This window comes from Gordonia sp. IEGM753 (genome assembly GCF_050321825.1).
Lineage (GTDB): Bacteria > Pseudomonadota > Gammaproteobacteria > Pseudomonadales > Pseudomonadaceae > Aquipseudomonas.
In genome coordinates, this window is sequence record NZ_JBNQGB010000006.1 from 16047 (window position 1) to 29039 (window position 12993).

Sequence of the window (12993 nt, forward strand, 5' to 3'; positions counted from 1 at the left end):
GCAAGGCCTTGATTTTCCTGGCGGACGACCTTCCTCGCGAGCTTTAAAGACTGTGACATGTGGATCTGGTTCCTGCACTTCGTCGCCCCACGCCTTGTGCGACAAATACGCACAGCCACTCAAGACTTTAGTCGTACGACCGATAAGGCATGCATACGTCAGTTCAGTCCCGCACGGATGCGCTATTTTCGGTAAACACCATGTCCCTTCGTAATATGAATATCGCACCGCGGGCATTCCTCGGCTTCGCCCTGATTGGCGGCTTGATGTTGGTTCTGGGTGTCTTTGCCTTGAACCAGATGAGCAAAATCCGCGCAGCAGGTGAAGACATCGCCAACGCCAGCGTGCCAAGCATCAAAAGCCTCGATGAGTTCACCCAGCTGACCCTGCGCCTGCGGGTGCTGTCGTACCGTTTGCTGATCAACCGTGAACCCGATGTGCAGCAGAAAACCATGGAGCTGTTTGATGCGCGCAATCAACAGATTCGCGATGCCCAGAAAACCTACGAACCGCTGATCGACGGCCCGAAAGAACGTGCCGCTTACGAGCAGTACATTCAGTTGCTGGCGCAGTACCGCCAGATCGAAGACCGGATGAAGACACTGTCGCGCAACAATCAGCTTGATGAGCTGAGCAAATTGCTCAACACCGAGTTGCTCGCCAATTCCGAAGCAGTCAACACAGCGCTCGCGAAACTGCTGGAGATCAACACCCAACAGATCGAAGAAACCAATCAGCAAGCGGCCGACCAGTATTCTCAGGCCTTCAACCTGGTGGTGGCGCTGTTGGTTTTGGCCACTGGCCTGACCCTGCTATTCGCCTGGTTGCTGACCACCAGCATTACCAAACCTATCGCCAACGCCTTGAACGCCGCAGAAGGCATTGCCGAAGGCAACCTCACGCGTCCGATAACGGTTGATGGTCAGGACGAAGCGGGCCGTTTGCTGTTGGCCATGTCGAAAATGCAGGAAAAACTGCGTGACACCCTGCAGCGGATTTCCGGCTCGGCCACGCAACTCGCATCGGCAGCCGAAGAACTCAACAGCGTCACCGATGAAAGCGCCCGCGGCCTGACTCAGCAAAACAACGAAATCGAACAGGCCGCAACGGCTGTCAACGAAATGACCAGTGCGGTGGAAGAAGTTGCGCGCAATGCGGTGAGCACCTCCGAAGCCTCGAAGAATGCCACCACCTCGGCGGGCGATGGTCGCGACCTGGTGCAGGAAACCGTCAGCGCCATCGAACGCATGAGCACCGATGTGCAGAGCACTGCCGCTTTGATCGGTGAGTTGGCGAACGAATCCCGTGACATCGGCAAAGTGCTGGACGTTATTCGGGGCTTGGCCGACCAGACCAATTTGTTGGCGCTGAACGCAGCCATTGAGGCGGCGCGAGCGGGTGAAGCCGGTCGCGGGTTTGCCGTGGTCGCAGACGAAGTACGTGCGTTGGCGCATCGCACTCAACAGTCGACCAGCGAGATCGAGCGCATGATCGGCAGCATCCAGAGCGGCACCGAGCACGCAGTGGATTCGATGCGCAACAGCACCGAGCGCGCAGAGTCGACGCTGAATATAGCGCGCGGTGCCGGTCTGTCGCTGGACACGATCAACAGTGCCATCGTGGAGATCAACGAACGCAACCTGGTGATCGCCAGCGCAGCAGAAGAGCAGGCGCAAGTGGCCCGCGAAGTGGATCGCAACCTGGTGAACATTCGTGATCTGTCGGTGCAATCCGCGACCGGCGCCAACCAGACGAGCGCGGCGAGCAATGAACTGTCGCGGTTGGCCGTGGACCTGAACAACATGGTTGGGCGGTTTAGCCTGTAAGCAACAACACAACCTCTGTGGCGAGGGAGCTTGCTCCCGTTCGGCTGCGAAGCAGTCGTCCAGTGCCTTGGCGTTTTGAGGCTGAATCACCCCGCTGGGGGTTTTGGTGTCGCTGCGCGACCCAGCGCGAGCAAGCTCCCTCGCCACAGGAATAGCTTCAGACTCGGTAACGCAAAAGCTTTTTGACAGCATCACAATTCAACAGGTTAGAATCGCTGGCACGCAGACTGCATGGTCAGTTTGCGCCCGCCTTTCAGCTTTCTGGAGTACTGCCTTTGAATGCGACGACCATCAACAGCCTGTTCTTGATCGGCGCGTTGCTGGTAGGTGCGAGCATTCTGGTGAGCTCACTTTCGTCGCGCCTCGGCATCCCGATCCTGGTGATTATTCTGGCCGTGGGTATGGCGGCCGGCGTCGATGGCGGCGGCATTGTTTTCGATAATTACCCAACGGCTTATCTGGTCGGCAACCTGGCGCTGGCGGTCATCCTGCTCGACGGTGGCTTGCGGACCCGGGTTTCAAGTTTCCGCGTGGCCTTGTGGCCAGCGCTGTCGCTCGCAACCGTCGGGGTGTTGATCACCACCGGGTTGACCGGCATGGCGGCTGCCTGGCTGTTCGATCTGAACATGATCCAGGGCCTGTTGATCGGCGCCATCGTCGGCTCGACCGACGCCGCTGCCGTGTTCTCGCTGCTCGGCGGCAAGGGTCTGAACGAACGGGTAACCGCCAGCCTCGAGATTGAATCCGGCAGCAACGACCCGATGGCGGTGTTTCTCACTGTCACACTGATCGACATGCTCGCCAGTGGCGAAACCGGCCTGCACTGGAACCTGCTCGGGCACCTGGTGCGCGAATTCGGCATCGGTGGCGCGATAGGGCTGGGTGGCGGCTGGGTCATGCTGCAACTGGTAAACCGGATCAATCTGGCCACCGGCCTGTATCCGATCCTGGTCATCGCCGGCGGCCTGCTGGTGTTTGCACTGACCAACGCCCTGCATGGCAGCGGCTTCCTCGCGGTGTACTTATGCGGCCTGGTAATCGGCAACCGGCCAGTGCGCAGCCGCCATGGCATTTTGCACATGCTGGACGGCATGGCCTGGCTGGCACAGATCGGCATGTTCCTGGTGCTTGGCCTGCTGGTGACGCCGCATGACTTGCTGCCCATCGCCCTGCCTGCTCTCGGCCTGGCGTTGTGGATGATTCTGTTTGCGCGGCCACTGTCAGTGATGGTCGGCCTGCTGCCCTTCAAGGCATTTCACGGTCGCGAGAAGGCGTTCATTTCCTGGGTAGGCTTACGTGGCGCGGTCCCGATTATTCTGGCGGTGTTCCCATTGATGGCCGGGCTGCCGCATGCCCAGCTCTACTTCAACCTCGCCTTCTTTATCGTGCTGGTGTCGCTGTTGGTGCAGGGCACGAGCCTGCCGTGGGTCGCGAAGTTATTGAAGGTGACCGTTCCGCCTGAGCCGGCACCGATCTCACGTGCGGCGCTGGAAGTGCATGTCACCAGTGAGTGGGAGTTGTTCGTTTATCGCCTGGGTGCCGAAAAATGGTGTATCGGCTCGCCACTGCGCGAACTGAAAATGCCTGAAGGCACCCGCATCGCGGCCCTGTTTCGTGGCCAACAACTGCTCCATCCGTCGGGTAGTACAGTGCTGGAGGTCGACGATTTACTGTGTGTAATCGGCCATGAACACAACCTTCCAGCCCTCGGAAAACTCTTCAGCCAAGCACCGCAAAGAGGTCTGGATTTGCGCTTTTTCGGCGACTTCGTACTCGAAGGCGATGCCCAGCTGGCTGCGGTTGCGGCGCTGTATGGGTTGAAAGTCGAAGGCATCGATCCGGACATGTCCCTGGCCCGTTTTATTGCGCAGAAAGTGGGTGGCGCACCAGTGGTCGGCGACCAGGTGGAGTGGAACAACACCATCTGGACTGTTGCGGTCATGGACGGGAACAAGATTGGCAAAGTGGGCGTCAGATTCCCCGAAGGAAGTCGCCCGGGTCCGGGTTTGTTCCTCTAAACTCCATTCTTCGTCTCGTTTTCGATCGGTCTCTATGTCAACCCTGCGCACCTTTTTTATCATGGCCCTGTTGGGCTTGAGCCTGTCCGTTGGCAGCGTGCAAGCTGCCGAACCGCCGTCCAGCGAAGCCGTACAGGCCAGCCTGGACAAGATTGCCGATCGCAAACTGCCGGAAGCCGATCAGAAAGCCCTGCAAACCCTCCTGCAGAACACGCTGACACAGCTCAACAACAGGCGTGACTACGAACAGAAACTGGTCGATCTGAAACAACAACTGGCCTCCGCCCCGAAGCAGAACATCGAGAACCAGCGAGAACTGGCACGCCTCAAGGCAACTAAAGTGCTGCCTCTGGAGCAACGCTTCGCCAATCTGTCGATCCAGCAACTCGAACAATTGCTGACTGATCGCTCCACCCAACAGAGCGACCTGCAAACCGCGCTGGCCAATGCCAATAGCCTGGTGATTACCGCGCAAACCCGCCCCGAGCGTGCCCAAGCCGAAATTTCCAGCAGCCAGACTCGCATCCAGCAGATCAACAACATCCTCAAGGCTGGCAAAGACAACGGTAAAACCTTGAGTGGAGAGCAACGCGACCTGCTCAACGCCGAACTTGCGGCACTCAATGCCTTGATACCGCTGCGTCGTCAGGAACTGGCCGGCAACAGTCAATTGCAGGACCTGGGCAACAGCCAGCATGACCTGCTTGATGAAAAATCGAATCGCCTGGACGCCGAGATCCAGGAGCTGCAAAACCTGATCAACCAGAAGCGCCTGGCGCAGTCGCAAGAGACAGTGACGCAGCAGTCCATCGAGGCGCAAAAGGCCGGCGGCAGCAGCCTGTTGGCCACAGAAAGCGCCGCCAACCTGAAGCTTTCCGACTATTTGCTGAAAAGCACCGATCGGCTCAATGTGGTGACCCAGCAAAACCTGCAGACCAAGCAGCAACTGGACAGCGTGACCCAAAGCGACTCGGCGCTGGACGAACAAATCAACGTGCTGAAAGGCAGCCTGCTGCTTTCCAAGATTCTCTACAAACAGAAACAAACCCTGCCGCGCATCAAGCTTGACCGCGACCTGGCAGACCAGATCGCCGACATTCGCCTGTATCAGTTCGAAGTCAGCCAACAGCGTGAACTGCTGAGTAATCCGGCCAGCTACGTCGATAACCTGCTGTCGACGCAACCGCCAGAGCAAGTCACCCCGCAGTTGCGCAAGAGTCTGCTGGAACTGGCCACTACGCGCGCCGACCTGCTGGAGCGACTCAACCGCGAACTGAGCGCGGTGCTCAATGAATCCATCACCCTGCAACTTAACCAGAAGCAACTGCTGAGCACCGCACAAAGCCTGCGCGCGACGCTGGATGAGCAGATGTTCTGGATTCCCAGCAACAAACCGCTGGACCTGGAGTGGATGCGCGGTGTTCCCGAGCGTCTGCAACGCCAGGTGACAACGCTGCCGTGGGCGTCAAGCCTCAGCGAATTGAGCGATGGCCTGACCCAGCGCCCGCTGCTATTCCTGCCGCTGGCACTGGTGATCGGCGCCCTGCTGTGGCGCCGCAAAAGCCTGTATGCGCGACTGAACAAAGTTCACCAAGACATTGGTCACTTCAAACGCGACAGCCAGTGGCACACACCGCAGGCGATTCTGATCAACATCCTGCTGGCGATGCCGGTTTCGTTGGGTCTGGCCCTGTGCGGTTATGCCCTGCAGATCGACGCTCGCGGACAGAACACCAACATGGGTGCGGCGCTTCTGCAAATGGCCCAGGCATGGTTGGTGTTCTACACCGCGTATCGCATCCTCGCGCCGGGCGGCGTCGCTGAACTGCATTTCCGCTGGGAGAAACCTCAGGTCGAATTCCTGCAAGGCTGGGTTCGTCGACTCGGCCTGGTGGTGCTGGCGTTGGTCGCGGTGGTGGCCGTTGCGGAACTGCAACCGGCGGCATTGGCCGAAGACGTCCTGGGCATGCCCGTTGTATTGATCTGCTACGCCTTGATGGCCTGGCTGCTCAGCCGACTGCTGATCAGCAGCCCGACTCACCAGAACGCTTCGCTGTTTCGCAAAGCGGTGGGCGTGTTGTTCACGGCGCTGCCCATCGCACTGTTCGTGGCGGTGTGCTTTGGCTATTACTACACCGCATTGAAACTCAGCGACCGGTTGATCAACACCCTTTACCTGCTGATGTTCTGGCTGGTGATCGAAGCCACGTTCGTGCGCGGCCTCAGTGTTGCCGCGCGGCGCCTGGCCTACCAGCGAGCGCTGGCCAAACGCCAGGCCGCGAAAGAGGCCGGCGACGGCGAAGCGGTGATTGAAGAACCGACCCTGGACATCGAGAAGGTCAACGAGCAGTCATTGCGGTTGATTCGTCTGGCATTGCTGGGTGGATTCATCGCGGCGCTGTACTGGGTCTGGTCGGACCTGATCACAGTGTTCTCCTACCTGGACAACATCACCCTCTACGAATACACGAGCGGCACCGGCGCCAACATGAGCATGGTGCCCATCAGCATCGGCGACATGCTCGGGGCGCTGATCATCATCGGCATCACCTTCGCCCTTGCGCGCAACTTGCCAGGGCTGCTGGAAGTACTGGTGTTGTCCAAACTGAACCTGGCGCAGGGCAGCGCCTACGCCACCACCACATTGCTGTCCTACGTGATTGCCGGGGTTGGTTTTGTCTCGACCTTGTCGACGCTCGGCGTCAGTTGGGACAAGTTGCAATGGCTGGTGGCGGCGCTGTCGGTCGGCCTCGGGTTCGGGATGCAGGAAATCTTCGCCAACTTCATCTCCGGCATCATGATTTTGTTCGAGCGTCCGGTAAGGATCGGCGACACGATCACCATCGGCAACCTGTCGGGTACGGTCAGCAAAATCCGCATCCGCGCCACGACCATTACCGACTTCGACCGCAAAGACATCATTGTCCCGAACAAGACGTTCATTACCGGGCAACTGATCAACTGGTCGCTGACCGACACCATCACCCGGGTAACCTTGAAACTGGGCGTGGATTACGGCTCCGACCTGGACCTGGTGAAAGAGCTGTTGCTGAAGGCTGCGCGTGATAATCCGCGCGTATTGAAAGACCCGGAGCCGCACGTCTACTTCCTGAACTTCGGCGAAAGCACACTCGATCACGAGTTGCGCATGCACGTGCGCGACCTCGGCGACCGTAACCCGGTGCTCGATGAGGTCAACCGCTTCATCAACCGCGAGTTCAAGAAGCAGCACATCAACATCTCGTTCCGGCAGATGGAGGTTTACCTCAAGAACCTGCAAGGCCAGGAATACAAAATGGTACCGATCGAACCTGAAACCAAAACCATCGTGCCTGCAGCCGATGGCAAACCGACGCAAGAGCCTCCCGCCACCAAGCTCGACTAACGCGCTTATCCCTAGCAGAATGCTCGGACATTCTGCTGGAGATGGCCGGTGAAAGCCCTCGACGAACTGACCTTCGATAATCGCTTCGCCCGCCTGGGCGACGCGTTTTCCGCCCACGTGCTGCCCGAGCCCATCGACAATCCTCGTTTGGTGGTGGCCAGCCCGGCGGCCATGAAACTGCTGGATCTTGACCCTGCCGTGGCTGAAAGCCCGGCGTTCGCCGAGCTGTTCAGCGGCCATAAGTTATGGGCCGACGCGATCCCTCGGGCAATGGTCTATTCCGGTCATCAGTTCGGTTCGTACAACCCGCAATTGGGCGATGGCCGAGGTTTGTTGCTGGGCGAGGTCTACAACGAGGCTGGCGAGCATTGGGACTTGCACCTCAAGGGCGCCGGGCAGACGCCTTACTCGCGCATGGGCGATGGTCGTGCGGTACTGCGCTCCTCTATCCGCGAGTTCCTGGCCTCGGAAGCACTGAATGCCCTGAACATTGCGACCACTCGCGCGCTGTGTGTGATTGGCTCCGACACGCCGGTATGGCGCGAAAAGCAGGAGCGCGCGGCCATGGTCTTGCGCCTGTCGCCCAGCCATGTGCGCTTCGGGCATTTTGAATACTTCTACTACACCAAACGTCTCGAGCAGCAGAAAGAGCTCGCAGAGCACGTGCTGGACATGCATTTTCCGGAATGCCTGGAGCAGCCGGAACCATACCTGGCAATGTTCCGGGAAATTGTCGAGCGCAACGCCGAATTGATCGCCAAGTGGCAGGCCTACGGTTTTTGCCACGGTGTGATGAACACCGACAACATGTCGATCCTGGGCATCACTTTCGACTTTGGGCCCTTCGCCTTTCTCGACGACTTCGACGCCAATTTCATCTGTAACCACTCCGACGATCAGGGTCGCTACTCTTTCAGCAACCAGGTGCCGATTGGCCAATGGAACCTCAGCGCTCTCGCGCAGGCTCTGACGCCGTTCATCAGTGTCGAAGCCTTGCGCGAAGCCCTCGGCCTTTATTTGCCACTTTACCAGGCACATTACCTGGACCTGATGCGCCGCCGCCTTGGTTTCACGACGGCCGAGGACGATGACCAGAAACTGCTCGAACAATTGCTGCAACTGATGCAAAACAGCGGCGTGGATTACAGCTTGTTTTTCCGTCGTCTTGGCGACGAATCAGCCGAACTGGCGGTTACCCGCTTGCGCGATGACTTTGTCGATATCCAAGGCTTCGATGCCTGGGCCGAGCGCTATGTCGCCCGGGTCGAGCGCGATGGCGCAAGCGATCAGCAGCAACGTCGTCAGCGGATGCACGCGGTTAATCCGCTGTACATCCTGCGCAACTATTTGGCTCAAAAAGCGATTGATGCGGCTGAAAGCGGCGACTATTCAGAGGTTCGACGCTTGCATGCCGTGTTGAGCAATCCTTTCGAGGAACAACCGGGAATGGAGGGCTACGCCGAACGGCCGCCCGAGTGGGGCAAGCATCTGGAGATCAGTTGTTCGTCTTGAGAAGAATTAGATGAACGTTTCCACGGACGTACCAAATCGCTCGGCCAGCCAGCGGATCTGCCGCAGGTTGAGCTGACGCTTGCCGCTCAGAATTTCGGATACGACAGACTGGGTACCCACACCCGGCAGGTCACTCTGGGTCAAACCGTGCTCTCGCATCAGGTAGCCGAGAACTTCGACCCCACTGGCTTCGGCCATGGGGTGATGTTTTCGATCCCATTCCGCTACCCAGTCGCCAATGATGTCAACCAGACTCATCAGCGGGTGGGTCTCATCATCACCCGTTATCTCAAGCAACTCATTCAGAGCACTGACGAGCGTGTCGTAGTCCTCTTCGCTTTTGGGTTTTCGCAGTAATGGCGAAACAAACTCCCAGTGCTCGGCAACCAATTTAATCAGAACACTCATAATTATTTGTCTCTCCATTTACCACGGTCATATTCCCCGTGATCCAGCACATACTTTATGTAGAGCTTCTGCGGCCCGTACCTAACGAATGCGATCAGCCTAAGCTTGTTGCCGCCGATGTCGAAAACATGAAACTCGCCCACCTTATCAATTGCAGGAAATATCGACTTCATCGCCGAAAAGTCCCTGGGCTGCTTCTCTTTGCCAATCGAAACCATTGCGCCAGAGCATTTGACGCGTTCGGCCACTTCTCCCTGGCTTCACGGATGGGTTTTTCTGAGAACACATGCATGCAACATCCTTATCGCATTCTGCTATGAAAAGTTAATCCCAAGCCTTGGATATCGCAAGTTGCGATAGCCACAACGCGACCAGTGGTCTCGCTCAGTGCTCATCAGCCTAGTTTTATGACTGGCAACTGCACGATTGAATTATGAACAAACGTCTCCACATAAAGAGGCATCGGCTTCTTAACAGGACCACTTCATGACAGACCCACTCCTCATCCCCTGCCCTCATTGCAACGGCCTGAACCGCATCCCTGCGCAGCGGCTCAGCGATCATCCCAAGTGTGGCCGCTGCAAGGCAGAGGTCTTGTTAACCAAGCCGTTTGAATTGAAGCAAGGCGATTACGCCAGCCAGATCAAAGGCGACCTGCCGCTGCTGGTGGATGTGTGGGCGGATTGGTGCGGCCCGTGCAAGTCGTTCGCGCCGGTGTTTGAACAGGCGGCGGAGCAATTGGCGGGCAAATGTCGGCTCGCCAAACTGGACAGCGAGGCCAATCAGCAGTTGTCGGCGCAGTTGGGGATTCGTTCGATTCCCAGCCTGATTCTGTTCAAGAACGGCCGGGAAGTGGCACGCCAGAGCGGTGCCTTCCCGTTACCGCAGCTGATGAGCTGGTTGCGCAGCCAAGGGATTTAGGGCCGCCGCCAGTCAACATCGTGGGAGCGAGCCTGCTCGCGAAGGGGCGCGTCGGTCGGCATCAATGTCGCCTGCCACACTGCCGTCGCGAACAGGCTCGTTCCCACATGGGTTGGGTGTGCTTACAGACTCAGTGGTTTTCGAGCAGGTTATGCAGTTCGACAAACTGCTGAGTCAGCTTGTGACGTGGGTCGAGGTGAATCAGCGGCGTATTCGCTTGGTGCGATTCACGCATCCGCACCGAACTACCCAGGTAAACCGGCAGTACCGGCAAGCCTTCGGCAATCAATTCGTCGAGGATTTGCTGAGGCAGGCTGGCACGGGCCTGGAACTGGTTGACGACGATGCCCTCCACTTCCAGACCTTCGTTGTGGTCTTCCTTCAACTCTTCGATTTCTGCCAACAGGCCGTACAACGCCTGGCGCGAGAAGCTGTCGCAGTCGAAGGGGATCAGCACCCGATCGGCGGCAATCAATGCCGACACGGCATAAAAATTCAGGGCTGGCGGCGTGTCGAGGTAGATGCGGTCGTAATCTTCATCCAGCTCTTCAAGCAATTTGCGCAGCTTGTTGATCTTGTGTTTTGCCTCAAGCTTCGGCTGCAAGTCGGCCAATTCAGCGGTGGCGGTGATGACATGAAGGTTATCGAACGGCGTTTCGTAAATATCCACCTGGTTTTTCTTGGAAAACGGCCCGGACGATAGCGTTTGCTTGAAGAAGTCGGCGATGCCCATCGGGATGTCGTTCCCGGTGAGCCCCGTCAGGTATTGAGTAGAGTTGGCTTGGGCGTCGAGATCCACCAATAGGGTGCGATAGCCCTCGCTGGCGCTAACCGCCGCCAGATTGCAGGCAATACTGGATTTGCCCACGCCACCTTTCTGATTGAACACCACGCGCCGCATGTCAAAACCTCCGTGTATCAAAGATTGACCGAGTGTAGTGGTCTAACCCGCCGCTTAGCTACCTCGGCGGACGCAATTTGGATAATGGCCAAACGACAGCTTCTCGACGGACCAATCGGTACATTTTGTTGCGCAAAAGATAACCAATATTTGCTACGCGCTCGCCACACCGCGATAATGCGCGCCACTCGGCGCCAAGCGCCACGTAAGGTCGGCTGCTGTTTGCGCAGCCAGCCACGTCAAGGAAGCCCCCAAGGGGCGGGATGAATCTGTGATCAATTTCAACATCGCCCAATGGCGCGCATGGGCCCCTGGGCTCGAAAGCGTGGACGATTGGCAGGCCTGGAGCCGGCAACCGGTTGTACTCCAGCGCAGCGATGCCGCCCCGGATGTATCGTTCCTGCCTGCCATGCAGCGCAGACGACTCAGCCGTCTGGCGCGGATGGCGTTCAGCGTCGGTTGGCCGCTGGCCGATGGTCGCCTGGACTTACCGTTGGTCTTTATTTCCCGCCATGGCGAAACCCCGCGCACCTTCGACATTCTTAGCGAACTGGCCGCCGACCAGCCCCTTTCACCGACCCAGTTCAGCCTGTCTGTGCACAACGCAATTATCGGCCTGTGGTCGATCATGCGGGGCGAAACCAGTGAAATGACCGCACTCGCAGCCGCTGGCGACGGGCTCGAACACGGCATGCTGGAGGCGGCAGCGCTGCTTGGGGAAGGTGCACCGGCAGTGCTGTTGGTGATCACCGAAGAACAACCACCCGACGCTTATTCGGCCTGGATTGACGACGTGCCATTCCCTTATGCCGTCGGCCTGCTGCTGACGCCCGGAAACGACTGGCAGTTGTCCCTGAACAGCGCTTCGGATGAGTTGTCCAAAGCGCACTGGCCCCATGCCCTTAATCTCTTGCGTACCCTGCTCGGCCAGCAGACCATCTGCCAACATGCCTGGAAAAATCGTGTATGGACCTGGCAACGCAACCTGTAACCGAAAAAAACCGCGACGCCTATTACTGGCGCCTGCTGGCCACCGCTGCGAGCTTCACCCTGTTCGGGTTGGGCGGCTTGTGCCTGCGCGTGGTGGTTTTCCCGCTGTTGGGCTGTTTGCCCGGTGATGCTCTGACGCATCGTCTGCGGGCGCGGCAAACGGTCAGCCGCTGCTTTTGGTTTTTTGTGCGTTTCATGGCCCGCACGGGTGTGCTGACCTACGACATTCAAGGCGCTGAACGGCTTGGCCGCCCCGGACAAATGATCATCGCCAATCACCCGTCGCTGATCGACGTGGTGTTTTTGATCGGCCTGGTGCGCCATTCCAACTGCGTGGTCAAAAGCAGCCTATGGGAAAACCCGTTCACCCGGGGTCCACTGCGCCGCACTGAATACATCAGCAACGATGGCAGCATGGACATGCTGGATGCCGCCGCCGACGCGCTCAAAAGTGGCCAGACACTGATCATTTTTCCTGAGGGCACGCGCACTCAACCTGGCCAACCACCCGCCTTTCATCGGGGTGGCGCGGCAATCGCACTGCGCGGTGCGAAAATCCTTACGCCGGTCGTCATCAAGGTCAACCCCAGCACGTTGACCAAAGCAGAACCCTGGTATCGGATCCCTAAACGTCGCGTGCACTTCAGTTTTCGTGTCGGGGCCGATATAGACCCACAAGCCTTTGCCGCGCTAGGCCCTGCGCCTCAAGCCTCGCGCAAGCTCAATGACTATTTGCACCACTACTTTATTAAGGAGCTCGCCGAAGATGAGCGATCTGCACCGTGACATCAAATTGCTGATCATCGACGCCCTGGGCCTGGAAGACATCAGCGTCGACGACATTGGCGACGACCAGACACTGTTTGGCGAAGGCCTGGGACTGGACTCCGTAGACGCCCTCGAATTGGGGCTGGCGATTCAGAAAAAGTACGGCATCAAGATCGACGCCGACGCAAAAGACACGCGTAATCACTTCAGCAACGTGGCGAGCCTTGCGGCGTTCGTCACTGCAAAACAGGCAGCTTGAGACCG

General features: G+C 58.3%; 11 protein-coding genes. 8 read left to right on the forward strand and 3 right to left on the reverse strand.

Annotation, left to right across the window (positions count from 1 at the left end; translation table 11 throughout):
• The first annotated feature begins 200 nt into the window (after positions 1 to 200).
• The 4 genes from ACQR3R_RS24080 to selO all read left to right on the forward strand — a co-directional run bounded on the left by ACQR3R_RS24080 (position 201) and on the right by selO (position 8741).
• Positions 201 to 1826 carry a methyl-accepting chemotaxis protein gene (locus tag ACQR3R_RS24080; RefSeq protein WP_428276093.1) on the forward strand — a complete coding sequence of 542 codons (1626 nt, stop codon included), beginning with the start codon at positions 201 to 203 and terminating at the stop codon, positions 1824 to 1826.
• Between the two features lie 275 nt (positions 1827 to 2101).
• On the forward strand, positions 2102 to 3844 hold the full coding sequence (locus tag ACQR3R_RS24085; protein WP_428276095.1) for a potassium/proton antiporter: 1743 nt from the start codon (positions 2102 to 2104) through the stop codon (positions 3842 to 3844).
• A 34-nt stretch (positions 3845 to 3878) separates the two neighbouring features.
• Complete coding sequence (mscK, locus tag ACQR3R_RS24090; RefSeq protein WP_428276097.1) at positions 3879 to 7229, forward strand: mechanosensitive channel MscK; 3351 nt, start codon at positions 3879 to 3881, stop codon at positions 7227 to 7229.
• 48 nt (positions 7230 to 7277) lie between these two features.
• Positions 7278 to 8741, forward strand: a complete 1464-nt coding sequence (gene selO, locus ACQR3R_RS24095) for a protein adenylyltransferase SelO (RefSeq protein WP_428276099.1) — start codon at positions 7278 to 7280, stop codon at positions 8739 to 8741.
• Between the two features lie 6 nt (positions 8742 to 8747).
• Here the strand turns inward: selO and ACQR3R_RS24100 are convergent, their stop codons facing one another.
• Together ACQR3R_RS24100 and ACQR3R_RS24105 are read right to left on the reverse strand one after the other, a co-directional pair.
• Entirely contained in the window at positions 8748 to 9149 is a 402-nt protein-coding gene (locus ACQR3R_RS24100) for a helix-turn-helix domain-containing protein (protein ID WP_428276101.1), read from the reverse strand.
• Between the two features lie 2 nt (positions 9150 to 9151).
• Positions 9152 to 9397 (reverse strand): type II toxin-antitoxin system HigB family toxin, encoded by a 246-nt coding sequence (locus ACQR3R_RS24105; protein ID WP_428276103.1) that lies wholly within the window; start codon positions 9395 to 9397, stop codon positions 9152 to 9154.
• 238 nt (positions 9398 to 9635) lie between these two features.
• On the opposite strand from ACQR3R_RS24105, the gene trxC reads away from it, so the two are divergent.
• Complete coding sequence (gene trxC, locus ACQR3R_RS24110; protein ID WP_428276105.1) at positions 9636 to 10070, forward strand: thioredoxin TrxC; 435 nt, start codon at positions 9636 to 9638, stop codon at positions 10068 to 10070.
• 130 nt (positions 10071 to 10200) lie between these two features.
• Here trxC and ACQR3R_RS24115 read toward each other — a convergent pair whose 3' ends face one another.
• Positions 10201 to 10971, reverse strand: coding sequence for an AAA family ATPase (locus tag ACQR3R_RS24115; RefSeq protein WP_428276107.1), 771 nt, complete (start codon positions 10969 to 10971; stop codon positions 10201 to 10203).
• A 271-nt stretch (positions 10972 to 11242) separates the two neighbouring features.
• Between ACQR3R_RS24115 and ACQR3R_RS24120 the strand changes: the two genes are divergently transcribed.
• From ACQR3R_RS24120 to ACQR3R_RS24130, 3 genes are read left to right on the forward strand one after another with little or no spacing between them, the layout of a single operon-like run.
• Positions 11243 to 11962 carry a beta-ketoacyl synthase chain length factor gene (locus ACQR3R_RS24120; protein WP_428276109.1) on the forward strand — a complete coding sequence of 240 codons (720 nt, stop codon included), beginning with the start codon at positions 11243 to 11245 and terminating at the stop codon, positions 11960 to 11962.
• A complete protein-coding gene (locus ACQR3R_RS24125; RefSeq protein WP_428276111.1) occupies positions 11938 to 12747 on the forward strand; it encodes a 1-acyl-sn-glycerol-3-phosphate acyltransferase in 810 nt (269 codons plus the stop codon). Before ACQR3R_RS24120 ends, ACQR3R_RS24125 begins: the two co-directional genes overlap by 25 nt.
• A complete protein-coding gene (locus tag ACQR3R_RS24130; RefSeq protein ID WP_123510983.1) occupies positions 12728 to 12988 on the forward strand; it encodes a phosphopantetheine-binding protein in 261 nt (86 codons plus the stop codon). The genes ACQR3R_RS24125 and ACQR3R_RS24130 overlap by 20 nt, the downstream gene beginning before the upstream one ends.
• Positions 12989 to 12993: the final 5 nt, after the last annotated feature.

What these genes read in the sequence shown, in the direction of transcription:
- mscK (WP_428276097.1), top strand. Translation starts at nt 3,879, where the DNA reads ATGTCAACCCTGCGCACCTTTTTTATCATGGCCCTGTTGGGCTTGAGC.
- trxC (WP_428276105.1), top strand. Translation starts at nt 9,636, where the DNA reads ATGACAGACCCACTCCTCATCCCCTGCCCTCATTGCAACGGCCTGAAC.
- ACQR3R_RS24100 (WP_428276101.1), bottom strand. Translation starts at nt 9,149, where the DNA reads ATGAGTGTTCTGATTAAATTGGTTGCCGAGCACTGGGAGTTTGTTTCG.
- ACQR3R_RS24080 (WP_428276093.1), top strand. Translation starts at nt 201, where the DNA reads ATGTCCCTTCGTAATATGAATATCGCACCGCGGGCATTCCTCGGCTTC.
- ACQR3R_RS24125 (WP_428276111.1), top strand. Translation starts at nt 11,938, where the DNA reads ATGGACCTGGCAACGCAACCTGTAACCGAAAAAAACCGCGACGCCTAT.
- ACQR3R_RS24130 (WP_123510983.1), top strand. Translation starts at nt 12,728, where the DNA reads ATGAGCGATCTGCACCGTGACATCAAATTGCTGATCATCGACGCCCTG.
- ACQR3R_RS24115 (WP_428276107.1), bottom strand. Translation starts at nt 10,971, where the DNA reads ATGCGGCGCGTGGTGTTCAATCAGAAAGGTGGCGTGGGCAAATCCAGT.